The following is a 24,668-nucleotide window of genomic DNA, read 5'->3' as shown; positions in this document are numbered from 1 at the left end:
GTAACTCATTTTGATTGATATTATTCAAAATTCACATTATGTTTAATATTAAAAGAATCAAATACTTAGTTCCATTTATTTTCACTTTGTCAATAATTACAAGTTCTTGTACAGTTTCAATAAGACATGACAATGGCAAACACAAAGGATGGTATAAAAACCCTAAAAATCCACATCATCCAAGATCAAATAATCCCGGACATAAAAAACACAAAAAGAAGAAACACAAAGGTCATCACCAGATGAAATATGCAGATGTTAGTTTATTTAAAGAGTTAGATTAATTACTTCCCAATACAAAATGTGATGAACTCAGTAAAGTAGGAGATTTTCACCTTAAAAAGTAACAAAGGAGTAACAATTTAGAACCACAAGGGCTGTAGAAGCAACTGTCAAGGATTAAACAATGTTGTTAAAGTTAGAAATCCAAGAATAAATTAGATTTGTCCCTGTTAATAACTATAACACTATTCCTTTTTTTAAAAAATAACAGAATTATTGGATATCCTTTTAGCATAAAAGCCTCTAATTATTTTGAATATGATTAATTACAAAGTCCAACTGAGTGTCTTTTCCTTTTTTCAAGTCCTCAACTGATAAATTTACATTGTAATCAGGTATTATTCCTCGTCCTTTAGGCTGTGTATTGTCATTAACATAGTGATCAATTTTCACCAAAGATATTCTTAACATTATTTTTGAATACGGAAGTTGGTATAAAACGGGATATTGTCCCGTATGAAAATAATAACCTCCACCAGTTTCTTCACCTACAAGTGCAATGTTGGGGTCATTTTTCGCATTTAACGCAAATGCTGAACCAGCTGAAAAAGTTCTTCCACCAATTAGCACGTATGTATGTCCCTTAAATCGTCTTTTATTAGGTTCTAATTCATTTTCTGCATGATCTTTTTTCAATACCCATCTATTGTTCTCTTGAATACTATTAGCAAAGTAATTGGTTAAGAATAGGTCATAATTTGAAAGTGTATCGATAATATACTCTTCTTCAAATAATGTAGAAGTAATAACACTTTCTGATACTCTTTGTTTGAATGGTTTATTAGTTAATAATGAAAATAAATTAATAGCATTTATCCTGTATCCTCCATTATTTTGTCTAACATCCACAATCAAATTCTTTACCTTTTTCTTTCTAAAATCCATAAAAATTTCAATGAGTCTTGAATTAAATTCTTTTGGTTCCAATCCAAAAGAATTCACTGTAATCACGGCCGTGTTGATGGAATCAATAAAATTATAAAATGGCCACTTTTCATTAATTCGTTCTTGGAAGTATAAATTACGGTCTGAATAACCGTGATATAAAGCAAAATGTGAATTTCTTAAAGGATATCTGTCACCTATTTCTTCAAATACTTGACTATAGACAGCAGTTGTTGTCAATTGATTTTCTGGTGTCAAATATTCTATTTCGAACTGGTCGAATTTCCCAAATTCATAATAATGGAGGATACCAAACTCTCTTTCAATTTGCCTATATTTTTTGGTCAAATTATTGCCATCAGCAGGAACATATTTAAGCATTTTATCTAATAATTGTGAACTACTTACTCCATTAATGGAAATAATTTCAGAACACAGAGGGATGTTAAATTCATCAGTGTCGGTGTATAGTTTGCTATCAATTATTTTTAACATTAATGGAAACATTTTTGGAATTGTATCCATTTTTGAGTGGTAGACCATTAAATGCCCATCCCTAACATTATTTGCAATCGAACAAAGAGTTCTATAGAATTCATCTGCATTCTTAAGATGATTTAATTCCGTTTTTTCTACTTTATTAAAAATGCTGTCCCAGTCTTCAATTGTGTTGTACTCGTAAAATGAAGGATGTACTGAGATTAAGATCGATTTGAAAATTCTGTAGTCATCTCGTATCTGTTTTTGTGTTAATGTTGTCTGTGCAGAGACAACAACCGGAAACATAAGAGCTATAATAAGTTTAGTAAGATTCATTTAATAATTTGTTTGATCGAACCAATTTGCATTTTTTTTTCATTTACAGTATAATAGATCGATTGATCTTGTAAAGTAATTTCGGATCTTAAAGTACCCTGTACTCCTCGATTAAAAACTGCTACAACATAAAAGGAAAAAGACTCATTTGAATGAACTTTTCTATTTAACTCGGTTGGTTTATTAATGTTTTCATCTAAAAAGGACTTTAAATCCAGTCCATAATTAAATTCATCTAAAGACACTTCCTTCATTTTTGCGGATGGTAAATACAAGTTGAAATATGTGTAGGGTGAAGTATAAAGAACACTAGAATCTGCTGAGAAATTCATCCTTAATTGGAATGAATGGTTCGTTTCATTGATTATACGACTCCAGAATACAGCATAGAATTTATTTGTATTATCAGTGGTATATTTTAGTCCCCCTTTAGGAACGCTATTTTGTACGACCAATTTTTTTCCGGATAAATATGCGTAATCATATGTGCTGAATATATACTCTTCAAAAGGATCTTTTTCTAGATTTTGAGACTCATTTAGTTCATTATTGTGATTATAGCTTAAAACTACAGATAGCTTCCATTTTTCATCATCAATAACCCAAACATGAGTAAATTTTGCAGAGCTTGTCCAAACATCATCCTTGTTCTCCTGCCTTAAAAAGAAATGATGTATCCCTGTTTGAATTGCTGCATATAGTTTTCCATTATTGAAAAGCGGAGATACGGCTAAACTATTTTCATCTAATAGCCGAATTGGTTTTTTTTCAAAATCACTACAGATGTATTTTAGTGTATTGTCAAGAAATACTTCCTTGTTTTGGTAACCGCTTTGATCATGAAAGAATTTTAAATCTTCGGTAATATGATTGTTTAAATATTCAAGATCACACTCGTTAAAGCAGCGTTCAAAAAATATACTGTCTTGCTCTTTCAAAACTCTGTATAAATTCGAATAACTATATACTTGTGCTTGTGCTGATAACACAACTAAGAATGAGATTAAAACACCTATTTGCTTCATGAATTCTTTATTTTGTTGTTAGTTGTGTAAGTTTATTTTTGTTAAAGCCTTTAACAAGTAGCCACACTCCAAGAAGTAACTCAAATATGGCAGTAGGTACGTTTAACATTAAATATTCTAGTGTGATAATGTCTACCACTTTAATTAGGACTAGAACACTTGCAAATATTGACCATATAGCTGCACCTATACCCCAAACTGACATCCAGCGTGGAAGAATTTTTGTTTTATAAAATAATAGGTAAAGAATTATGTTGCCTATGCATAAAAGAAAAACCATAAAGATGTGATTGATTACATCACGGGTGTACTTTAACACCTCTCCTATAGTTGAAAAAATTGTCGAATCTTCTAAAGTATTCTCTTCAAACATTTCACTTAATCTTAAAGTAGATAATAATAGAATGATCCCAATAACGGAGATGCTTACTGCTAGAACTCTGAAGGTCATAAATCCAACTGCGTGGCTTTTACTGTAGTCCTTTATAATAGAATAGATAAGGATTGCAAAACCGATATATGAAAGGGAAAGTATTAGCTGAAAAATAGCGGCCATGATTGTTTGATTAGACTCCTCAGAAGCTTTAGTTAAATAGTCTAATGAGTCAACAGCAGGTGCAACGCTAAAAATTCCACATATCATTCCCACCAAAATAAGCAGTCCTGCAATTCTTGTTTTCTTTTTTATGTCCATTTTAACATGTATTAATTATTCTAATTTTCTGCAAAACTACAGGCAGGGTTTTGCAATAAATTGTAAAAAATGGACATGGAGTATTTTATTCTTCGCTCAACTTCCAGAAATCTTTTGGTGTAAAACCTGAAAGAGTTTTAAACTCGTGTATAAAATGAGCTTGGTCGTAGTAATTATTTAGATATGATAACTCGGTGAAATTCTGAACTCGAGGATAATTTTTAACCACAGATTCAAAACGAATAATTCTAGAATAAACCTTAGGATTAAACCCGGTAAATGTTTTAAATCTTCTAGTTAACTGTTTTTGTGATATCTTAAATTCACTTGCGATATCAATCATTTTCACGTCCCCATTACTTTTTTTTAAACTTCCAATCACATTCATGACCAGTTCGTCTTCAAACTTTTGTTTTTGAAGTAGGGATATAAAAAATTCAGACAAGATTCGGATTCGTTGCTCAGTTGAAACTGCAGAGACTATTTTTTCTTCAAGTATTCTTCCATTGTATCCGAGAAAAGTATCAAGTGAAAGGTATTCATTATTAAGCTCGGAAGCTGGAATATTAAACATGTAAGGAAAGGCATGAGAATAAAAGGCCACACCGACTAGATGATTATAATTTTCTACTGCATGCTGATTTGGTTGATCAGTTTGTCCTTGAATTGAAGTAAACAGTAATTCAGAATTTTTTTTGTCATCTTTAAAAGCAAATGTAATTTCTGTTAGACTACTTGCAATAATGTAATGTATAGAGTTTGCTTTTTGAGAATTTTCCCATGTACCTATCCAAAAATGACTTATTAAGTCTTTAAGTTGGTCACAAGGTTGTATAATCTCATATTTCATTTTCTCAATTAAACGCTTCAGATGCAAAAATAATCATTTGAAAATCATTTTAATAAAGCCAATCAAACGCTTTCAAATTAAGATAAGTATTTAGCAATTGAATATGTTTTCAGTATTAATTTCTCCCTCTTATTCAAGAGAAGTAATTAATCTCCGATAACAAATTAGAAACCGCATCAATATTAGAATACAAAAGTCTATACCGAGTTATTAGTTAATTTTGTTCCCGAAATCCGGACAAATTAAAGTAAGAGCTTAATTCATTTGGATATTTTGCTCAATCAAAGTTTAAAAGCGTTAAGCTTTATGATTAATTCGTTATATAGTATATAATATGCAAAAAATAATACTCCTTTTTCTAATTATCTATAGTGGAATAGCATATTCTCAAGTTGTAGATACGGTGGAGGTTAATCAAAGAGATACTTTAGTTTTTGAGTCTATTCTATCATGGAATCAACGACCTTGTCAAAAACCTGAATGGAATACAAGTTTTGAAATAATAAATCCCAAAGACAGTACATATTATTTGATTTATAATGAAAAAGGCCAACTTATTGAAGAGGGCTTGTACACTTTGACATATTATATTGAAGGTAAAAAATACAGTGGTTTTTTAAACTCCAAATATTACAGTTACAAGAACAATGGTAAGCTGTACAAGGTATTTTATCAAATAGACGGACGTTATGCAAGAACTGAATATTACAAAAGAGGAAAGCTCAAGGAAACCAGAGAATTTTAGTTCGTCAGTTTCAATTTTTATTAAAAAATTAGAGATACGATAAAATAAGTAGATGCTTCTTAGCATAACACATTAGTTATCCTTAATGCGTGCAATAAATTACTAGCTTTAACCAAACGCTATGTGCTATTGATAATATTATGTGTGATTTCAGTAAAGGCTTTAAACTGTGTACTTGCAACGAAAAGGAAATTCAATATCGTGAACCAGATAAGTTTATACATAAAGAAGGGAAACTTGTAAAACTTCCAAATACTAAAAATGACCAAATCCCTATTGAATTCATTTGGATATTATACAGGTATAATGGAAAAAATAAAGAGTTAGAGATAGGAAGATATAATTTTCCCAGTGAGGACATTGGAAAAGGTCTAGATGTTGAATGGGTTAAATTAAATTTAAGTTGTGAAAACTGCTTTGATTTCCAATACACACCTCAAGAAGGAGATAACCTAATACTAACCCAAAATATTATATTAAGCCCATATCTCTCTTTTATTTTCAAAAACAATGAATGGGTTGAAGATTTTTACAATCCCTTTGAACATGATATTGTTAAACAGAACCATGGAATAGTAAAAAACAATAAATAAATTTCAAAGCCCAACCGTGGATTTCAATTAAAAAGCTCCCAGTAATACACAGAAATCTAAGAATTCCAAGCGCTCCCTCTCGACAACTTGTGTCCTGAATTATGACCAACGCATATCACACGAAATAAATTGCTAGTTTTAGCAAAATCTTGGAAAAGCAGAAAAATATTGTATTGAAATAAAACAACGAAACTTTAGACAAGCCGTTATGTACTATTAAAGGTAGAATTATGATTAAATTAGTTGCATTAGTATTTTTTTTATTTATCATCAAACAAGGGTTTGCTCAAGAGCAAAAAGACAAGTATTACCCAAATAGTTCAATCTTAAAAGAATCGGGAAGTCTAGATATTAATGGTTACCCTGTTGGACAATGGAAGTACTATCTACAGAATGGAAACATTACTTACACAATCAATTGGGACACCAACTATCTTCGAACGTATTATGAAAATGGCAATTTAAAAGAAGAAGGGACCTTTATTCCAGACACTGGAACCCATATTGGTAAATGGATTGTATATGATGAAGATGGTAAAATTATAAGTGAGAAAACCTTTAATGAAAATGGAATTGAAATCACATCTAAATCTACAACGAAATAACAATTTTAATTGTGACCAAGTCAGCAAAATTTCTGATATTTATTTAATTAATCCATTTGTTCTTGCTACTTCTCCAAATATGTTCACTATGTACATTCCTTTTTGAATATCCTCAGTGTCAAAAATTGAATCAGAAAGATTAAATACTTTAGACACCCAAATAGACTTACTTACTGAATTGAAAATTATCACTTGAAATTCATCATGATTTAATATTTCTATATTAATTATTTTCTTGTTTGGCCCCGAAGGACATTGTGAATCTACTTGAGCAACTTCACTTTTAATTGAATCCGACATAAAAGTATATTTTTTATACCCGGGTCTTTTATTTTGAGCCACAATTGGCAAAGAAAAAACTATTAAAAAAGAAGTGAATATTAAAACATGTAGTTTCTTTTTCATATCATTATTTATTTGTGTTTTGCAAATTTGAGAAGTTATTATTCGTACCAACTTGATTTAAATCAAGTTCTTACAATCCATTCAAAATTTTGATTACATGGTTATCACTTTATTAGACTTATAGAAATAAAAAATCCCATCAATAACATGATAGGATTATAAAACCTCTTTAAATCGTTCAATCGCTATTTTTTTATCAAACGATAAACTTTAGTAATACCATTATTAATTTGAATGTAGTACCCCCCTGGAGCTAAATGTTTTGTATCTATTTTCATTGTCAACGAATCAGATATTTTATCATCTAATAAAAGTGTCCCATTTATACTATACAGTTGAAAGGATGTTATTTTTTCACCTGAAGATTCGATAATTATTTGATCATTAAAAGGGTTTGGGAATACTTTTACTTTAGAAAAAGTTCCATTATCTAAACTCACCGTTGATAATCCTGAGCCATATTTCGCAATTAATATGTCCGTATCATAATCTGGGTTTTGTCCATTTCCAACAACATATAAACTATTGTTTTCCGGGCACCATTGCAGATTCAATCCGCGATCTCCAGCTGTGCTATAGTTTCCCAAATTGATATAATCGTACCATTGTAACTGTCCATTTTCATTGTAACATAAAGTTGTCATATCCTTTCCTTGTCCATAAGGCGTTCCGTCCACAGTAATACCAGTAATATAAATGTTTCCATTCTCATTTGTTATCATGTTATGTTGTACATCCTGTGAACCTAAATTGTCTCTGCTATAAAAACTTGTCCAAATTTCTGTTCCATTTCCTGTATCTAGGCATTTTATTACTATTCCATTTTCATTTGAAGTAACAAAAACTATATTTCCATTGGCATTAACTGCAATTGGCTGGTGACGGACATATCCTGAACTAGAACCTTGATATGAATAAGTCCAAACTTCATTTCCTAAAGCATCAATTTTATTAATGTAAACGGTTTTTTGGTTTATTCCGATCGATTTTAACTGATTAGATAGATAAGAATTGCCATATTCATCCAATGCAATGTTAATTCCAAAATCTTCTGCATTGGAAGTTCCGTTGAATCGTTTTTCCCATAAAAATGTGCCTGAATCACTAAATTTTACAGAGATGGCGTCATAGTTAGAATAAGTCATCATTGGACCTACATATCCTCTACTCCTTCCTATTACATGTACTTCTCCTGATTCTGTAACAACACAAGATCTAAATACATCATCAGAATCATATATACTATTGTAAATAGTTCTGTAAATAATGTCTCCATCAACAGAATTTACTTTTAATAATATTCCATCCATACCTTGGACTAAGTATAAATTTTCATCAGAATAGGTACCACATAAATATAAAGCACCATTTTTATAAATTAAGTTGGAGGCCATAACCTCTTCTGTTCTATGATTAACAAGTTCAGTTAGATATTTAAACCAAATAGTATTACCATTTGGATCCATTTTTTTTATGCAAATTCTATTAGAAGTTGTGTCTGTATACTTATAACTTTCGTTTAACAATAAATATATATCACCATATTCATCACCTGTAATTGCCTTTGGAAATAATTGCCAATTTTCACTTGAAGCAGGAAAATTGCTTCTCCAAATTTCATTCCCTAGTTGATCAGTTTTTCCTACTGTAACTCCACTAAAATTACCATTGAATGCCGTTATTCTTCCAAAATCGTATATATCTCCGAAAGGATTTACCCAAAGCCCAAAAGGTGAATCTGTATTAGAAATGTGAACTTGATTCATCCATTCTGGATTTTGTATTTGTGCAACAACTTTCCTTGTTGATACCCCTAGAATAAAAACTGTTATTGAAGTAGCTATTTTAAATTTCATTTTTAAATAATTTTATATTGGGACAAAATTCCGCACTTAGTTTATATCTATTCTTGATTCAAATCAATAATCTATTTCATACTTTTCTTTTCGAAATTCATTTTTTTTTGAATCTTTGATTTATTGCTAACCAATAAACTCTTTCGATTGTGAGCCTCCCTGAAAAAATTCAAGATCTGGACTTTGAAAAAGAACTTCAAAACTATATATACAGTTACATGACTCTGGATCCACAAGTGTGGGATGATTTTTTTGCCCAATGGGAAGAAATTGATTTTGAAAGAAATGAGTCTATTACAAGTTCGGGAGAAACGGAGAACTACATTTATTTTGTTGTCCAAGGCACTCAAAGAGTTTATTATATTAACGAAGATGGAAAGGAAGCAACTTTAGTACTATCTTACCCATTTTCATTTGCTGGTGTTGTAGATTCTTTTCTCTTAAAGAAACCCTCAAAATACTTTTACGAAACACTTACTCGAAGTAAATTATACCGACTCAACCACTCCACTTTGTCACATTTAAGAGGTAAATACCCTTCAGTTGACAAAGTAATAGAACATATAATATATGTTCAAATTGGAGGACTATTAGAAAGAATGGTGGAACTACAATGTTTTTCATCTGAACAAAAATTCCGATCACTCTTAAAACGAAGTCCTCACGTATTACAAGTTGTACCACATAAATACCTTGCAAACTATCTTGGAATTGATCCAACTAATTTTAGTAAGCTTATTAATTCAGTGCGAATTTAAATCTTAGAAAATACCAAGATTTAATTTTTCATACCGGAGCACCTTTGTCTAAAATATTAAAATTTAAGACAATGAAAAATTTAAAAAGAACAGAATTACTAGCAAAAATCTATGTGTGGTTTTCAGTAGTCAGCATTGGATATGTAAGTATTTTATCTATGATCTCACCACAAGCAACAATGGATTTGGTAAATGTAGATTTAGGAAACACTGATGCTATGAGTTCTATTAGAGGTGTGTTTGGTGGTGTGGGAATCACTATATGCGTTTCTGCAATTGTTATGTTAAAAAACAACATTAAACGTTCAGTTCAATTCTTTACTCTCTTATGGGGAGCATATGCAATATCGCGTATATTGACAATTATAATTGATGGTCAGCTAGGAGAATTTGGGAATACTTGGTTGATGATAGAATCATTTTTATGTATTGTTTCTATAGTCATTAGTTACAGATTATCGAAGCTTAATGTAGAATTACGTTCTTCTAAAGTTGGATTTGTAGTTGAATAAGGTTCTTGATCTGAATCAATTTCAATAAGATCAATTCAATGCATTTTTGTACATATTAAATAGCATAATCCACAAATTAAACATAATGAAGAAAAGAGTTAATACAATAATGGTTTTGTTCAACCTATTTGCAATTTTTTTACTGGTAAATTGTGGCGACAAATCAGAAGAGGCGTTCGAAGATGAATCTAAAGAAAATGTATCAAAAGAACGTGGCGAATATTTGGTAAATATAATTGGCTGTGCTGATTGCCATACACCAAAAAAAATGACCGAAAAAGGCCCAGTTCCTGATATGGATAGATGGTTAATGGGATATCCAGAAGATGCAGAATTACCTCAGTTAGACAAATCAAATGTTTTGCCTGGTGGATGGACTCTTTTCAACGGAGATTTAACAGCTGCCGTCGGACCATGGGGAATCTCTTTTAGCGCAAACTTAACCCCTGACGGAACAGGTTTAGGTAATTGGACATTTGAACAGTTTAAGAAAGCTATGACGAAAGGGAAATTTAAAGGAATTGATGGTTCAAGACCATTATTACCACCTATGCCATGGCAAAATTACAGACAACTTTCAGATTCAGATTTACAAGCAATATTTAATTATCTAATGTCTATTAAACCTATTCAGAATATTGTTCCGCAATATATTCCCTTTGAAAACATCAAATAGTTAACCTAATATTATTTAACATCAGAAGAGAGCCTTCCATTAACAGAAGTTAATGGAAGGTTTTTACTTTGTTACCAATAATACAAAAGAATAAAAAATTTCAGTATTCCGAATTAAGATGTGGTTATCCCCTATACTAAAACAAAGCACTTTTGTTTTTTGTACTATGTAGTATCAGACTTAAAATGACAATTTTTAACATTGATCTTACTCAAAATAAATGGTCGATTTTAGATTTTTATTTTAACTTTTGCCAGATTTTTTTTGTCTGGACAAAGAATGAAACGATTTATAGATAATATCCAAAAAACATTTGGAGTTTCACAACAGGAAGTTGAGCTTCTTAATAATAAATTGAAAGTTATTCATTTATCAAAAAATGATTTTTTTTTACAAGAAGGTGAAATTTCAAATAGAATTGGCTTTGTTGAATCAGGGGCATTAAGACAGTTTTATGGTGCCTCTGATAAAGAATTTTGCAATGATTTTTACTTTGAAAATTCTTTTGTTTGCTCCTTTGCCAGTATGTTATCTAATAGACCTTCTGAAATTAATATTGCGGCAATTGAGGAATGTGAAATCTTAGTCTTTTCATATGTTGATGTAATTCAGCTTTTCGAGCAAAGTCGGGCACTTAAAGAATTTGCAATTTTCATATTACAAGAACACTTAATCAAAGGAGAAAGAAGAGAAGCTGAATTATTGAGAGTCACTCCTGAAGATAGATTTAAAGGACTAATGGAAATGCATCCAAAAATTTTCAAAAGAGTACCTCTTCATTTTATTGCAAGCTATTTGAATATTACTCCAGAGACTTTAAGTCGATATCGAGCCAAATTAGGTTAGTTCTTGATTTGAATCAAGTGTCATAAATCAAATCCTCTTTTACTTTGTAAAAAAATTAAAATGAAAAGTAAAGAAGATTTAATCGTATTGACAAATGTTATCAGATTACTTGTCACACCGGAAGAAACAGATTATGAATATGCCATTTTTGAGGAAAATGTTCCGCCACTTGGTGGACCTCCACCACACACACATCAGGATGAAGAGATATTTTACATTTTATCAGGTGAATTTGAATTTGTTTTAAATGATTTGAATTCCCCATTCAAAGCTCAAGCTGGAAGTGTAGTACATATCCCTTCTTTGGCTTTACACACGTATAAGAACGTTGGAAAAACCAGTGGGAAAATGGTAGTTATATTAAGTAAAGGAGAGTTAATAGATTACTTTAGAGTAATTGGAAATCCAGTTAAAAATGAAAGTGAATGGCCCGACTTAAATAACATTCCTGACATGACAAAAATTGATGTTAAATCGGTCGTAGAAAAAGGAGTTGAATTTAACGTTTCATTTGAGTTACCTACCTTGTTTAAGTAAGGTCTAAATTTAATAAACATGATAGTTGTTGACCTAATTAGAAATGAATCCAATGACATCTATGCGAAGATAGTTTACTGTACAGATAAAAATTATCTTCTTATGAAGTGGATAGGTCCTTGTACTGAAGAAGAAGTTAAAATTGCGTCATTGAAAATGCTTGAATGGCAAAAGCGGGAAGGTGTAAAAAATAATACGTCTTTTCATGTTCATGACACAAAAGAACTTGAAGGTGCCTGGGCAGGATTGGTAGACTGGATCTCTAATTACTTTTTTCCTGAAAACTTTAAGTATGGATTAAGGTATAATTTAAGCATAATTTCACCTGACTTATTTTCAAAAATGTCTTCAATTCAATTAGAAAAGTCCAATTCTAATAAGGTCACAACTATTTTGTGTGAAACTATTTCTCAAGCCGAAGCGCTTATCCGAAACAAGCAAAATGAACATTCGCTAAAAGGGTAAATAGCTAATAACACCTAAAAACAAGTCAATTAAATTGATTATGAAAGGATTAACAATTTTTCTTTCACTAGGCTTACTATGCCTTAGTTTAAGAACTAATGCGCAATCATTTTGGGAAAAAAAGGAAATTTCTTTCTTAAATTTTCCCAATGAATATTCTAGTTGTATACAAGTATATAAGCAATCAAAGTTATTATTAGGTACCAATAATGGACTTTATTCCTCTTCTAATAATGGAGACAATTGGCAAGAATTGTTTAATGAAGGACCCGTTAATAAAATAGTATGCACAGAATCAAAAATTTACATTCTTGTAGGTTTAAATAGAATTTATTCATCTGATATCGAAGGAAGCCAATGGAGTCTCATTTTTGAGAATAATGAATCTAATATTACTGATTTTAAATCTTGGTCAGATTCAATTGTTTACGTTTCAACAGGTCACGTTGAAACAACGAATGGTAATACAAAATATCGAGGTGCAGGCCTATTTAAAACCTCTTCATATGGTAACCAATGGGAAGAGATTGAATTAGGTGTACAAAGTGACAGATATTTGTCAGAAATTGTGATAGATTCTTCAGGAAGAATCATCCTTAGTTCTCATGAATACAATTATCATGATGGCATTATTATAATTTCTGATAATCAAGCAGCTAACTGGGACATTATTTCCAGTTTAAAATATGATGCAGGAGGAATTAATGAAACAAATCTGGTTTATTTCAGTGATATTTCTCTAAATAAACAAGGAGAAATTTATATTTCCTTTTCTGGAACCATTGGTATGGCAGCTACCCAGATGACATTATTCGGTTCAATAGATTCCCTAATCAATGGAGAAGTATTTCAACATTTAAGAAGATCAAATTCTGGGTTTGAATGGTTTTATAATGAATCCCATCAAATTTTCTTTATTGAAGAAACTATTTTTTCAAATCGAATTGGTTCTTCCAATGATGATGGACTTTTAATTAAAAGAAATGATCATTATAATTTTTCATCCTGTCGCCTGGATCAATTGTTTAATATAGGATTGAAATACAATGAATGCAGTATTGTCTATCAAAACGGCAATATATATGCTATTCAAAAACAAGATCGCTATTTGTACCGTGCACCTATTAACCAATTGTATATCAAAAATAATTCAACAGGAAAATTAAATATATATCCGAATCCCACAAATGATAAAGTAACAATCGATTTAGCTGGATCTACATATGCTAAGATTCAATTATACAATAATACCGGACAACTGATCAAAGAATTTGAATCTCAGAATAATTTACAATACACTATAGACTTGAGTGAATTTCCAGCCTGTGCATATACAATTATGGTTCATGAAAACTCAATGATCTCTAAAGGAATAATCTTAATTAAATAAAAACAAAAATGAAAGTAACTAAAACAAAAATGGCTGCTATTTTATCAGCCTTATGTATTTCGGGAATTTCTTGGACACAAAATTGGACAGGAAATAATAGCAGCGATTGGAATGATCCTGCAAATTGGGATAACTGGCCATTAACTGATCAAAATATAATTATCAATCCAGCAAATTACACAGGGGTATTTGCTCATCCTACAATAAATGCTAATTCAATTTTTAATCCAGCAAAGGTCAACATTGAAAATGGAGCCCAACTAACAATAAATGCAGATTTAACAACATTGGATGACATCAACATTGACGGATTCGGATCTAGTTTAAATTGTAATGGGGGTTTATTATCTGTAAATCCTTCAAACGGAGGTAGAATATACGTACTAATGGGAGGGAATTTTTTCATAAACAATGGGAATGTGAATGTTGATGATCGACTAGTAGTTGGTAACAATGGAAGTACTTTAATAACAGCTGGAAATTTACAGGTTGGAAATCGAATTGCGGTTGAAGAAGGAGGCTATACCGTTCAATCTGGGGGTTCTGTTACTACAGCAATTTTAGCAATAAGTGATGGAGCTTTCCTGGCAAATTCTCTATATAACATTACTGGGGGAAGTTTAAATATTACTTCAGAAATTTCATTGGAAAATGAATTAGGGAATTTTGAACCTACACTAGTCGTTTCAGGAGGAAATGTCCTTGTCAACGGAAACTTAAATTGGAACGGGATTGCTCCAGGAATGGGAAGACCAAAGGTTGAAATTTCAGCTGGAAATTTTGTGATACATGGAAATGTCGAAAATTTACCTGGAAGTACCGTAGAAATGCATTTACTGCTTCATACAAATGGATACCTGAATCAAAATGGTGGGATGATTAATATGATCGATTGGCAGGACAGCATTATTCAACAAGGAAATAGTAATGTACTTTTTAATGGAACTTCATTGAACATATTAGGATCGTATTATGCAGAAGGAGGCGCTACAGCCTTTGATGGAGTTAACTCTTTGGTGGGATTTGGAACTTATCAATTTAATGATCTACAGGTTAATACCAGTTCAAGTTTGGAAATTCCAACTACCTCTATTATAAATATTTCAGGAAATATAGATGTACCAGGGTTTATGGATGCTAGCCTTGCAACAATACGCACCAATGGAACTTTACAACAAACTTTAAGTGGTGATGTTTCACAATTTGTTGGGAAATTCATTATGGACAACACAAGTCCTCAAGGCTTAGATTTACTTGTTCCACTTGTTGTTTTAGACGAACTAAATCTTGTAACAGGCAAAGTTAACACAGATCTATCTGGTTATGTAGTAATAACAGATGATGCAATCAGTAATGAAGGGAGTACCTCAAGTTTTATAAATGGTCCAATGATCAAAATGGGAAATGACGCTTTTGTTTTTCCGGTTGGAAAAAACAATAGCTGGAAAAGGGCTTCTATGTCTGCTCCTACTTCTATAGATGATATAGTTTTGGTAGAGTATTTTGACTATCCTTTTACTAACTTAACTCCTGTAAATACTCCTTTGACCTCTGTTTCCAGTAACGAATTTTGGCAGGTAGAGGATCTAAACGGCACACTAGATGTTGAACTTAGTTTTTATTGGGAAGACGCTTCCGCAAGTGGTATAACAAATTGCCAAAATTTATCTATTGCCAATTGGAATGGAACTGAATGGGATGATGTTCCTTCAACAGCAACAGGTTTATGTTCTGGAAATGGTGCAGGTAATATCTCAACTGATAATTCTATTAATCAATTTGGCGTGTATTCTTTTGGATTTGCTCAAAACACTTATGAGTTTTTCGTAGATATTTGCGCAGGTGACTCTTACTCTGTTGGCCAGAATACTTACACTCAAACTGGTACCTATACTGATGTTTTATTAGATGTAAATGGAAACGACAGTGTAGTAGTAACATTCTTACATGTTGAAGAAGTTGATCCTTTTGTTGTTTTAAACAATGGAATTTTAGAATCAACAATTACCAATGCTGATTCTTTTCAATGGTTAGATTGCGACAATCAAAATTCACCTATTTCAGGAGAGACGGCGGCCACTTATATTCCAAACAATAATGGAAATTATGCAGTTTTGGTAAACGTAAATGGATGTTTCGGAACTTCTCCTTGCATCCAATATAATGTTGCCGGTATAAAAGAAAAATCAATTCAGGATGGAGTTTCAATTTACCCAAACCCTTCAAGAGGAATCGTTAATTTGGTTAATCAATCTGATGAAGAAATTATAAGAGTGTATGTCTATAATGCGACGGGGGAAATTGTATTTGAACATAGTAAAATAACTGAACAAATAAGCCATCAAGTAGCCTTTGACATGACACATTTGACTACAGGATTCTATACATTAGTAATAGAATTTGAAAATCAAATAAAGACACATAAGCTTGTAATCAATTAAGCTGCATTTACTTGAGTAAATCAAAGGGCCTTCGGGCTCTTTTTTTATGTCTTAAGTTTTCAATCAAAATAAGAATGAACAATCACTTGCTTTATCAATTGAAATCTAAAATCAAATTCATTTATAATGAACTAATCACTAATCATCCTCTTGGCCATTTGAACAACATTATATTTGAATATCAAATGTATAAACAAACTATAATTTTATATTGAACTACATGAGAAGGAAAGAAACAACTTTCAAGAAATCAAAAAAAATCACTTCCAATATTTAGAAGTGATTTTTTTTAAGGGTATAGCGTTCAAATAATACCTTCAATTTTTGGTAATTAGATTCAGAAAGAAACGAAAATCACCAATTAATTGGCCACAAAGAGTAAGAGCATGCAGCAAAAATACCAAGACCATTTTCAATATTTGAATATACTTGTACCGGAGTTGCAAATGGATTGCCTTGAACCTCTTGATAAATAGCAAAGGATTTTTTATATAAAAAGTAATCTTCGCTTGCACTAATAAGCCTAATATAACCCTGAAAGTCAACATCTTTCAGATCGCTCCAATTAATAATATTAAACTTGAGCTTATATATATCAGATGAGAAATTTGTATCACTTAATAGTATATAATTAAATACATTACCAAAACCTTCCGTTTCAAAGCTGTTCACCAATTCGATATTGGGATCAGAACAACTTAATTGTAATCTTTCAAAATAAGATACAGTATCTCCTGTTTCTTGGTTATACTTCTTAATATTACCAATAACATCTACTATGTAATAATTTTTAGTTTCATTACTATCGTTGAAACTTAATTCCACTGAAAGCGAAGGTTTATTTCCAAAGTTTGTTGTGGCACTATCTATACCAATTATTTCTACCGGTAAAGGACAATCACTTCTAGACGTAATTGCATTGTAATTTGGAACATTTACCTCTAATTTATATGTTGACGACGCTGAGGGCGTAAAATTAGTTGAAGTATAAACGCCATTTCCTGTATGTGTAAAACTCGTTATGATATTATTTTGTTCTTCTGTAACCTGAACAATTGCATTTTCAATGGACTTTAATTTTGAAGTATCCAAAATGCTTTTACTGTTGCTTAGTTGTATTGACCAGATAGAGTCATTTGAAAATAGTGAATTCACAACAATTTTAGTTTTCACATCTTCAGTATTAAATTCAATTTCTTTTACGCAAGAAACAAATGCGGTACCTAATAGTACAGTTAATACGCCACGATTCATAATTTTAAAATTTTAAAGAATAAGAAATACTTGGAATAATTGGGAACAAACTAAGTTGTTTCAATACTTTTTGCCCCTTATCATTTAAATCAAAGTACAACATGAAGGGATTTTGCCTAGAATACAAATTGTAAAACCCTAACTGCCATGTGCGGTAATAATATTTTCTTTGCTTGTTAAAATTAAGTCCAATATCCAATCTGTGATATGAAGGCATTCGATAATTATTTCTACTATCCAAATATTCAATTTCAACCATTGGATTTTGGCCTGTGTATGTAGAACCATCAATTCCATTATAAGTTTGTAAAGCTAGAGTTGTTGCGTTACCAGTACCATAAACCCAAACCACTCCCAGATCAAATTTGTCACTAAATTTGTGTGTAATTGCTACTCCTATATCATGCCGCCTATCATATGTATAAGGAAAAGGATTACCAAAGTTAAGGTCTTCAAATTGTCTATTATTCCAACTTAAGGTGTAACCTATCCAACCGGTAGTTTTTCCAGTTTTCTTTTCGAATAAAAATTCAAATCCGTATGAATTTCCTTTTCCTGTAACCACTTTGTCTTGCCAGTCTGCAGAGGCACTAAAAAAACTCGCACCTTCTTTGTATTCAATTAGGTTATTCATTGATTTATAGTAAGTTTCTGCTGAAAATTGAAAACCTATAGGAAGAGTTTGGAAATAACCAAATGCAATTTGATCTGAAAATTGTGGTCTTACTGTTTTCGTAACTGGCACCCACAAATCTGTTGGAAGTCCAATTGTTGGGTTAGTTAATAAATGTAGGTATTGATTCATTCTTGAATAAGACAGTTTTAAAGAAGAATTTGCATTTATAAGATATCTAGCTGAAATTCTCGGTTGAATGGAAGGAAACCATTTATCTTGTGTTAAAAATCCAGCTAAATGTAACCCCAAATTTACCTTTAGCTTTTTGGTGATTTCAAAATCATCTTCCAAGTACAACCAATGTTCATGACTAAATAATTTATTGGTTGAAGAAACTGAATCTAAAGAAGTGTTACCCGAAGTTATAAATTGATTGACTCCAGGTGTAAAAGTGTGATATGTATTCCCTCCTCCAAATTTAATTGTATGAATAGAATTTGGATGATAATTAAAATCTACTTTTCCAGTCCAGTCTCTAATACCCGAACTATATGAGAAGCCAATTTTTTCTTCATTCGCTCCTGACAATGTTTTAATATCAAATCCAACCAAAAACTGATATTGACTATAATTAGCAGAAACATTTAAAAACAACTTTGGATTAATGACTCTGTTCCATCTGATTGAACCAATAGCATTGCCCCATTGTAATTTGTTATTTGTTTCTTGTTTTGAAACTACCCCACCTGAACTATAAGAGAAACCTTGTTGGTTATAGAATCTATCAAGTCCGAAATAACCACTTACATAAAGTCTGCTATTGTCAGAAAACTTGTGATTAATTTTTGCATTTAAATCCCAGAAATAATATCCGGTTTTCATGGAGGTTGAATCATTATTAAGTGGAGTGTCTTTCTTTGATCTGGCTAGATTTGCCAATAAGTCCATATATGTTCTACGTCCTGAGATTATAAAAGAGGTTTTGTCTTTTTTAATAGGACCTTCAAGAGTAAATTTTGAAGATATCAGTCCTATATTAACTGAGCCTTGAAAATTCTTTGAATTTCCTTCTTTCATTCTTATGTCCAAAACAGAAGATTGTCTTCCACCATATCTAGCAGGAAAACCTCCCTTTATCATTGTAACATTATTAATAGATTCAGAGTTAAATACTGAGAAGAAACCAAATAAATGAGACACATTATATACTGGTACACCGTCTAATAGAATTAAATTTTGGTCAGCTCCTCCTCCTCGAACATACATTCCACTTGAACCTTCATTGCCCGATTGAACTCCCGGATATAATTGAAGAACTTTAATAATGTCTGTTTCTCCCAATAAGACAGGAAGTTTTTGAACCATATTCATAGGAAGTGATATTTCTCCCATTTGAGTTTTATCTTCTATCTGTTCTTGTCCATAAACAACCACAGTATTTAATTGATTATTAGATAAAAGTTCAATTGAAATATTTATATCTGATGATACTAGAATTGTAGAATCCTGAGGAGAGTAACCTATACTACTGAATTGAATCTTAATAGTATCATTATATAGAGTAAGACTATAAAATCCATATTCATTTGTAATGGTTCCTTGTTTCGTTTCAGAACAATAAACTTTTGCACCTATGATTGGTTCTCCTGAGGTTAAATCCTTAACAAAACCACTTACTGTTGATTTATCCTGTGTCAAGGCAACAAAATGAGTGGTCATTATCGCGATTAAAATTGTAATCTTCATTTTTATTTCAAAATTGCTTCAGATCAGATTAATTCCTCTTGATTCAAATCAAGAAGCGAACCTATCATTCATTATTTAATATTTTGATGGTTATATTTGAGTTAACCAAAACCTTCACAATGGATTCTTTTGATGCTCCGACTATTATAAATCATATCAGAAACTCAATAGAGGATTGTATTACTTTAGAAAAAGTAGACTATTATTTTGCTGACAATGGTATTACTTATATTGTATTCAAAAAGCATAATCAAATTGAACTTTCCGATTCATTAAAGGAGTATGAAAAATTGAAGAAAAGATCTGAAATCTTTCCTTTGTCACTTATATTATTAATAGAACCTTTGGTCACTGTTTCAAGTGAAGTAATCAATTTTTGGACTTATGGTGAAGGAAGTAAATTAATCAAATCTGAAGCAATTGTATCTAACGACTTAGGGTTGAAAATTTCAATGATTCCAGTAAACAGAGAACTCGATAACATCCCATTTGCACTAAAAATTTTTGATTCGATTGAAGCGGCAGAGAAATGGACTTTGCATCAATTAATCTAAAAAAAAAATTCATAAATGGTACTCCTCTCCTATTTAACTTATTAGATGAAGATAAAAACAAAATGGTAAGAAGGTTGATTAATTTCACTAATTGTAAAAAAACTAATAAAATGCCTTACTAGAAGCGTTCATTTATTTAATACAATTCTCTATTGAGAGCATACTTGTATTTTTGAATCATTTCACTCCTAACCAATCGACACGTTTGGTCAAATAGTTCTAGTTGAATAAGAAGTTGAAATGTCTAGAGCGAATGACTCACATCAAAGGAAATGGTTTGATCTTTAATTAGACTACCAACTTTAAACTGTTTGATCATTTTACCAAGATGATCATAAAGAGTAATAGTGGCATCTTCTGATATATTATTATCCAAATCTACTGTCACAGAGCTATTTGTAGGGTTAAGATATATTTTTAAAACCTAATTCTTCTTCTATTTCTACCCCACTATTGTATGAATGAAGTAAATACGCAAATTTAGCAATATGTGTTGCATCATAAGGTAACCATCCCACTGGATTGTTAATTGAATCCAACAATTCATAAACATATCCTCTCATTGTAACTCCCGTAGAAGTGAGGCTAGACATTAACATTTGCGGATTAGGTGCATCAAGCATATAGTTGCATTCCTGACATGTAAAAAGTGGAATTAGACAGCTTGGTAAATGCAACAACTCCGTGACTAGGTTTTGATTGAATTTAGTTAGTATGGAAAGATCATCCGATATATTGGAAACTAGTTCTATGTAGCAGGTATTCTGATTGTATATTGTGTTCCACTACTATTTGTGCAAGAAATCTCTCCGCTAAGTTGCTTAATGATTCCATATATTATATCTGAACCTAATCCTTTATTAAATTCTGGTGATTGAGGGTCGAACCCTACACCATTATCTGAAATAAATATATTAATTCCTGCAGATGACTTTTTCATTTTGATATTTAATTCTGGATTACTTGTTTCTTCTAACCCATGTCTAATAGCATTGGTTAAAATTTCATTAATAACCAGCCCTAGATTCGCTGCTTTTTCAACGCCCAATTCTATTTCATCTAAATCCATACTTATTTTGATTTTGTTCATCTCTTGGAAAACACTTTTGTAGTAATCGAATAAAAAAATTATATACTCAGCCATGTTAAGATTATTTTCACTCGGTCTTCTATATAATAATTCATGAATTTTAGATATAGCTAATACTCTTGAAGTGTAACTTTTTAACTCCATTTTAACTGTTTCATTTTTTGAATAATCAATTTGTAGGTTAGCCAAACTATCTATTACCTGTAAATTATTTTTTACTCTATGATGCACCTCTTGTATCATTAATTCCCTCTCTTTCATTCTCTCTTTCTCTATCTTCAAATTATATCTTGTTTTTAATAGTCTAAAGACTATTATTGCCGTTGACCAGATAACAAATAAGGCTAAAAGCCTATTTGAAATTACTTTATATAGTTCGCCACCTTTCGGTGATAAGAAGAATCCAATAATGTTAAGAATACTTGTGACTGTTGCTGCAGTCCAAATAATATTAGATTGATTTTCAAAAGATAATATTAGAATAACTATTACGTATGGTACTCCACCTGCGATTCCCAGAGGAAGTAACAAATCAATAGAAAAAATGATTCCAGATACTACAATTGCCAAAGGTATTTTCCCTCTTTCTGCTACCATACACTAATCATAAATACAACAATGTATTAAACATATTTAAAACAATTCATTAACAGTATTATAAATACTTACCGTAAATCAATTGTTTAGATGATCTGAGTGTAGGAACAATATAAAGTATTACGGTACTAATTGTATCATCATTTTAGAAATTCTTCTTCAGTGCTAGATCTTTTGATCATGAACGGAACCAATACATACGCAACTACAAATCTCAGTGCAAGAGAATTGGAAAAGCCATATAGGAATAAGGTCAGGTCAAGGTTGAGTGAACTCTTCAATCTCATCTCCTTTGTGAAAGAACAATACCAGGTAAACGCAGATGAGATTAAATAAAGTTTTGTTTCATTAAAAAATTATATTACTTTTGTTAGTGATTACTAACTATTATTAGAATGAAAAAGAAACTATTTATAGTAGCGGCAGGAATAATTACCGTTTTAACAAGCTGCTCAAATAATGGAGATACAGCTGATATTGCTGAATCAGATAAAAACATCTATAATATTGAATTGGTAAACAATGAAAAGTGGGTAATAAATGAAGATATGATGGTTCATATTAAGAAAATGGAGACAGATATTCAATCTATTTCAACTCAAACTGATCCAAATTATAAAGAACTTGGATCAAAACTTGACACGCACATTGGGCTATTGACTTCTAATTGTACAATGACCGGTAAAGGGCATGATGAATTACATAAGTGGCTACTTCCATTTATTGATCTAGTTAATGAACTTAATGAAGCTGGTTCAAAAAAAGAACAAAAAGATTCCTTTTTCGCAATAGAAGAATCAATGAATGAATTTAATAAATATTTCAAATGAATATAAGAGATAAACATTCGGAGAAAGTCGTTTCCGCTTATGCGCTTTTTAAGGGAAAAGAGGGAAACGCAACTGCAATTCAGATAAAAAAAGGGGAACAACTTAAAGAGCATATTACTAAAACGGAAGCTTTTTTAATTTGCGTAAGTGGTTCTGCTCGATTCGAAAATGAGAAAGGAGAAACACACGATCTTAAATGTGGTGATTGTGTTTTAATTGAACCAATGGTAAAGCATTGGGTTGATGGAATAGATACCTGTCAACTAGTATTATTGAAATAAAATTTTTTGCGTTATGAAGTTAGTATTTACTAACGTATTGATTTTATTCTTAAGTAGTGTAAATCTATACGGACAAACATGGACATTAGAGCAATGCATTGATAGCGCTTATGCGAACAATCAGAGAATTGCCATTGCTGAGAATACTCAAGAATTATCAGCTCTGAAACATAAGGAAGCTAAATCCAATCTTTTACCAAAGCTTAGTATTAATGGTGAGTATAAATACTTTATTGAACTCCCATATCAGCTCATGCCTTTATCGGTTTTTGGTGGACCAGAGGGACAATTTAAAGAAGCTCAATTTGGTGTACCTCACAACATCAATGCGAATGTACTGTTACAAGTTCCTATTTATTCATCTGGGCTGATAGGCAACATTAATAAGTTGGAAACCTCTCAAAAAATAGTAGAGCTAGAAGTCAAAAAGACGTATGATCAAATTTATTTTGAAGTCTCAAACATTTATCGAAATGCTCAACTATTAAAGAGTCAGATGGTTTTTATTGATTCGACCATTTCAAATACAGAAAGAGTTAAGCAAAACATTGAATTACTAGCCGAACAAAAGTTAGCAAATCAAAATGATGTGAAGAAGTTAGAGTTAAAAGTATCCACACTCCAGTCGTATAAAGCCAATTTGGATGTCAAATTACAGCAAATCTATAATGCACTTCAATTGCTTACAGGAAGTGCTTCAGCTATTGAGGTAGAGGACAATATTCTAATGATAGACCTTATGCAGTATGAAGACAATGGAAATAAAGACATAGAAATTATTCAATTGCAACAAGAGATCATCAATATAGATTTAAAGTCACTTAAACAATCTAAATTCATATCAGAGGTTGGATTTGTGGCAACATACGGAACCCAAGGTTTTGGATATGATCAAAGTCCAAATCAGTTTCTAAACTTTTACCCCATTGGATATGCTGGAATAAGATTCACTTACCCACTATTCAATGGAACTGTTACGAATAAAAAGATTGATCAAAAGAACTTAGAGTTGGAAAACTTAAAGTTAAAGGAGGAATTAACTAAAGATGCGCAACAAGTTGAAATTGAAAATGCTGTTTTGCGATTAGAAAATGCCTTTAATAATGTTACGCTAAGCGAACAACAAGTCGATCTGGCTCAGTCTATCTATGAGCAGGAGGAAAAGAAACACAAGCAAGGGCTAATTTCTGTGAACGATTTAATGATCGCACAAAACGAGCTTATTCAGAATCAGCAAAACTATCTCCAAAGTATAGCTGAATTCCTTGCGGCTGATTTAGAACTAAAAAAATTAACCAACAACATTTCAAATAATTAGG

General features: G+C 31.3%; 28 protein-coding genes. 17 read left to right on the top strand and 11 right to left on the bottom strand.

Features of this window, described 5'->3' with window-relative positions; translation table 11 throughout:
• Positions 1-38 precede the first annotated feature (38 nt).
• Positions 39-284, top strand: coding sequence for a hypothetical protein (locus K6119_RS01925; protein ID WP_221834117.1), 246 nt, complete (start codon positions 39-41; stop codon positions 282-284).
• A 241-nt stretch (positions 285-525) separates the two neighbouring features.
• On the opposite strand, the gene K6119_RS01920 is transcribed toward K6119_RS01925, so the two are convergent.
• From K6119_RS01920 to K6119_RS01905, 4 genes are all read right to left on the bottom strand, one after another.
• Positions 526-1,983 carry a S41 family peptidase gene (locus K6119_RS01920; protein WP_221834119.1) on the bottom strand — a complete coding sequence of 486 codons (1,458 nt, stop codon included), beginning with the start codon at positions 1,981-1,983 and terminating at the stop codon, positions 526-528.
• Positions 1,980-3,008, bottom strand: a complete 1,029-nt coding sequence (locus tag K6119_RS01915) for a hypothetical protein (RefSeq protein WP_221834121.1) — start codon at positions 3,006-3,008, stop codon at positions 1,980-1,982. Before K6119_RS01915 ends, K6119_RS01920 begins: the two co-directional genes overlap by 4 nt.
• A 7-nt stretch (positions 3,009-3,015) precedes the next feature.
• Positions 3,016-3,702 (bottom strand): DUF4386 domain-containing protein, encoded by a 687-nt coding sequence (locus tag K6119_RS01910; RefSeq protein WP_221834123.1) that lies wholly within the window; start codon positions 3,700-3,702, stop codon positions 3,016-3,018.
• 85 nt (positions 3,703-3,787) lie between these two features.
• Complete coding sequence (locus K6119_RS01905; protein WP_221834125.1) at positions 3,788-4,552, bottom strand: helix-turn-helix domain-containing protein; 765 nt, start codon at positions 4,550-4,552, stop codon at positions 3,788-3,790.
• Positions 4,553-4,886: 334 nt separating this feature from the next.
• Here K6119_RS01905 and K6119_RS01900 point away from each other — a divergent pair, with 334 nt between their 5' ends.
• From K6119_RS01900 to K6119_RS01890, 3 genes are all read left to right on the top strand, one after another.
• A complete protein-coding gene (locus tag K6119_RS01900) occupies positions 4,887-5,297 on the top strand; it encodes a hypothetical protein (RefSeq protein ID WP_221834127.1) in 411 nt (136 codons plus the stop codon).
• Positions 5,298-5,437: 140 nt separating this feature from the next.
• Positions 5,438-5,890: a hypothetical protein gene (locus K6119_RS01895; RefSeq protein ID WP_221834128.1), complete on the top strand. Its 453-nt coding sequence runs from the start codon at positions 5,438-5,440 to the stop codon at positions 5,888-5,890.
• Positions 5,891-6,120: 230 nt separating this feature from the next.
• The gene (locus K6119_RS01890; protein WP_221835270.1) at positions 6,121-6,495 is read left to right on the top strand and encodes a toxin-antitoxin system YwqK family antitoxin; all 375 of its coding nucleotides are present in this window, start codon (positions 6,121-6,123) and stop codon (positions 6,493-6,495) included.
• A gap of 39 nt (positions 6,496-6,534) precedes the next feature.
• Here the strand turns inward: K6119_RS01890 and K6119_RS01885 are convergent, their stop codons facing one another.
• Positions 6,535-6,900: a hypothetical protein gene (locus K6119_RS01885; RefSeq protein ID WP_221834130.1), complete on the bottom strand. Its 366-nt coding sequence runs from the start codon at positions 6,898-6,900 to the stop codon at positions 6,535-6,537.
• 185 nt (positions 6,901-7,085) lie between these two features.
• On the bottom strand, positions 7,086-8,756 hold the full coding sequence (locus K6119_RS01880; protein WP_221834132.1) for a T9SS type A sorting domain-containing protein: 1,671 nt from the start codon (positions 8,754-8,756) through the stop codon (positions 7,086-7,088).
• A gap of 149 nt (positions 8,757-8,905) precedes the next feature.
• On the opposite strand from K6119_RS01880, the gene K6119_RS01875 reads away from it, so the two are divergent.
• From K6119_RS01875 to K6119_RS01840, 8 genes are all read left to right on the top strand, one after another.
• Entirely contained in the window at positions 8,906-9,514 is a 609-nt protein-coding gene (locus K6119_RS01875) for a Crp/Fnr family transcriptional regulator (RefSeq protein WP_221834134.1), read from the top strand.
• 71 nt (positions 9,515-9,585) lie between these two features.
• Positions 9,586-10,026: a DUF4345 domain-containing protein gene (locus tag K6119_RS01870; RefSeq protein ID WP_237828075.1), complete on the top strand. Its 441-nt coding sequence runs from the start codon at positions 9,586-9,588 to the stop codon at positions 10,024-10,026.
• A gap of 85 nt (positions 10,027-10,111) precedes the next feature.
• On the top strand, positions 10,112-10,702 hold the full coding sequence (locus K6119_RS01865; protein ID WP_221834138.1) for a c-type cytochrome: 591 nt from the start codon (positions 10,112-10,114) through the stop codon (positions 10,700-10,702).
• Positions 10,703-10,981: 279 nt separating this feature from the next.
• Entirely contained in the window at positions 10,982-11,548 is a 567-nt protein-coding gene (locus K6119_RS01860) for a Crp/Fnr family transcriptional regulator (protein ID WP_221834140.1), read from the top strand.
• A gap of 60 nt (positions 11,549-11,608) precedes the next feature.
• The gene (locus tag K6119_RS01855; protein ID WP_221834143.1) at positions 11,609-12,085 is read left to right on the top strand and encodes a cupin domain-containing protein; all 477 of its coding nucleotides are present in this window, start codon (positions 11,609-11,611) and stop codon (positions 12,083-12,085) included.
• 18 nt (positions 12,086-12,103) lie between these two features.
• Positions 12,104-12,550, top strand: a complete 447-nt coding sequence (locus tag K6119_RS01850) for a hypothetical protein (protein WP_221834144.1) — start codon at positions 12,104-12,106, stop codon at positions 12,548-12,550.
• A gap of 40 nt (positions 12,551-12,590) precedes the next feature.
• Positions 12,591-13,940: a T9SS type A sorting domain-containing protein gene (locus K6119_RS01845; RefSeq protein WP_221834145.1), complete on the top strand. Its 1,350-nt coding sequence runs from the start codon at positions 12,591-12,593 to the stop codon at positions 13,938-13,940.
• A gap of 8 nt (positions 13,941-13,948) precedes the next feature.
• Entirely contained in the window at positions 13,949-16,381 is a 2,433-nt protein-coding gene (locus K6119_RS01840) for a T9SS type A sorting domain-containing protein (protein ID WP_221834146.1), read from the top strand.
• A 354-nt stretch (positions 16,382-16,735) separates the two neighbouring features.
• Here K6119_RS01840 and K6119_RS01835 read toward each other — a convergent pair whose 3' ends face one another.
• A complete protein-coding gene (locus K6119_RS01835; protein ID WP_221834147.1) occupies positions 16,736-17,635 on the bottom strand; it encodes a DUF4249 domain-containing protein in 900 nt (299 codons plus the stop codon).
• A 4-nt stretch (positions 17,636-17,639) separates the two neighbouring features.
• Positions 17,640-19,997 carry a TonB-dependent receptor gene (locus K6119_RS01830; protein WP_221834148.1) on the bottom strand — a complete coding sequence of 786 codons (2,358 nt, stop codon included), beginning with the start codon at positions 19,995-19,997 and terminating at the stop codon, positions 17,640-17,642.
• Between the two features lie 119 nt (positions 19,998-20,116).
• Between K6119_RS01830 and K6119_RS01825 the strand changes: the two genes are divergently transcribed.
• Positions 20,117-20,551: a DUF7793 family protein gene (locus tag K6119_RS01825; RefSeq protein WP_221834149.1), complete on the top strand. Its 435-nt coding sequence runs from the start codon at positions 20,117-20,119 to the stop codon at positions 20,549-20,551.
• 244 nt (positions 20,552-20,795) lie between these two features.
• On the opposite strand, the gene K6119_RS01820 is transcribed toward K6119_RS01825, so the two are convergent.
• From K6119_RS01820 to K6119_RS01810, 3 genes are all read right to left on the bottom strand, one after another.
• A complete protein-coding gene (locus K6119_RS01820) occupies positions 20,796-20,939 on the bottom strand; it encodes a T9SS type A sorting domain-containing protein (protein WP_221834150.1) in 144 nt (47 codons plus the stop codon).
• A 16-nt stretch (positions 20,940-20,955) separates the two neighbouring features.
• Positions 20,956-21,144 (bottom strand): hypothetical protein, encoded by a 189-nt coding sequence (locus K6119_RS01815; RefSeq protein ID WP_221834152.1) that lies wholly within the window; start codon positions 21,142-21,144, stop codon positions 20,956-20,958.
• 155 nt (positions 21,145-21,299) lie between these two features.
• Positions 21,300-22,238 (bottom strand): sensor histidine kinase, encoded by a 939-nt coding sequence (locus K6119_RS01810; protein ID WP_221834154.1) that lies wholly within the window; start codon positions 22,236-22,238, stop codon positions 21,300-21,302.
• Positions 22,239-22,400: 162 nt separating this feature from the next.
• Here K6119_RS01810 and K6119_RS01805 point away from each other — a divergent pair, with 162 nt between their 5' ends.
• Genes K6119_RS01805 through K6119_RS01790 form a run of 4 tightly spaced genes read left to right on the top strand, consistent with a single transcriptional unit; the run spans position 22,401 to position 24,667 of the window.
• On the top strand, positions 22,401-22,574 hold the full coding sequence (locus K6119_RS01805) for a hypothetical protein (protein WP_221834156.1): 174 nt from the start codon (positions 22,401-22,403) through the stop codon (positions 22,572-22,574).
• A 59-nt stretch (positions 22,575-22,633) separates the two neighbouring features.
• Positions 22,634-23,068 carry a hypothetical protein gene (locus tag K6119_RS01800; protein ID WP_221834158.1) on the top strand — a complete coding sequence of 145 codons (435 nt, stop codon included), beginning with the start codon at positions 22,634-22,636 and terminating at the stop codon, positions 23,066-23,068.
• Positions 23,065-23,349, top strand: a complete 285-nt coding sequence (locus K6119_RS01795; RefSeq protein WP_221834161.1) for a cupin domain-containing protein — start codon at positions 23,065-23,067, stop codon at positions 23,347-23,349. The genes K6119_RS01800 and K6119_RS01795 overlap by 4 nt, the downstream gene beginning before the upstream one ends.
• A 13-nt stretch (positions 23,350-23,362) precedes the next feature.
• Positions 23,363-24,667, top strand: a complete 1,305-nt coding sequence (locus K6119_RS01790) for a TolC family protein (protein WP_221834163.1) — start codon at positions 23,363-23,365, stop codon at positions 24,665-24,667.
• Position 24,668 lies beyond the last annotated feature (1 nt).

The organism is Paracrocinitomix mangrovi, assembly GCF_019740355.2.
GTDB classification, from domain to species: domain Bacteria; phylum Bacteroidota; class Bacteroidia; order Flavobacteriales_D; family Crocinitomicaceae; genus Paracrocinitomix; species Paracrocinitomix mangrovi.
The sequence above is the reverse complement of the archived record's forward strand: the minus strand, read 5'-3'. Positions and strand labels throughout refer to the sequence as shown.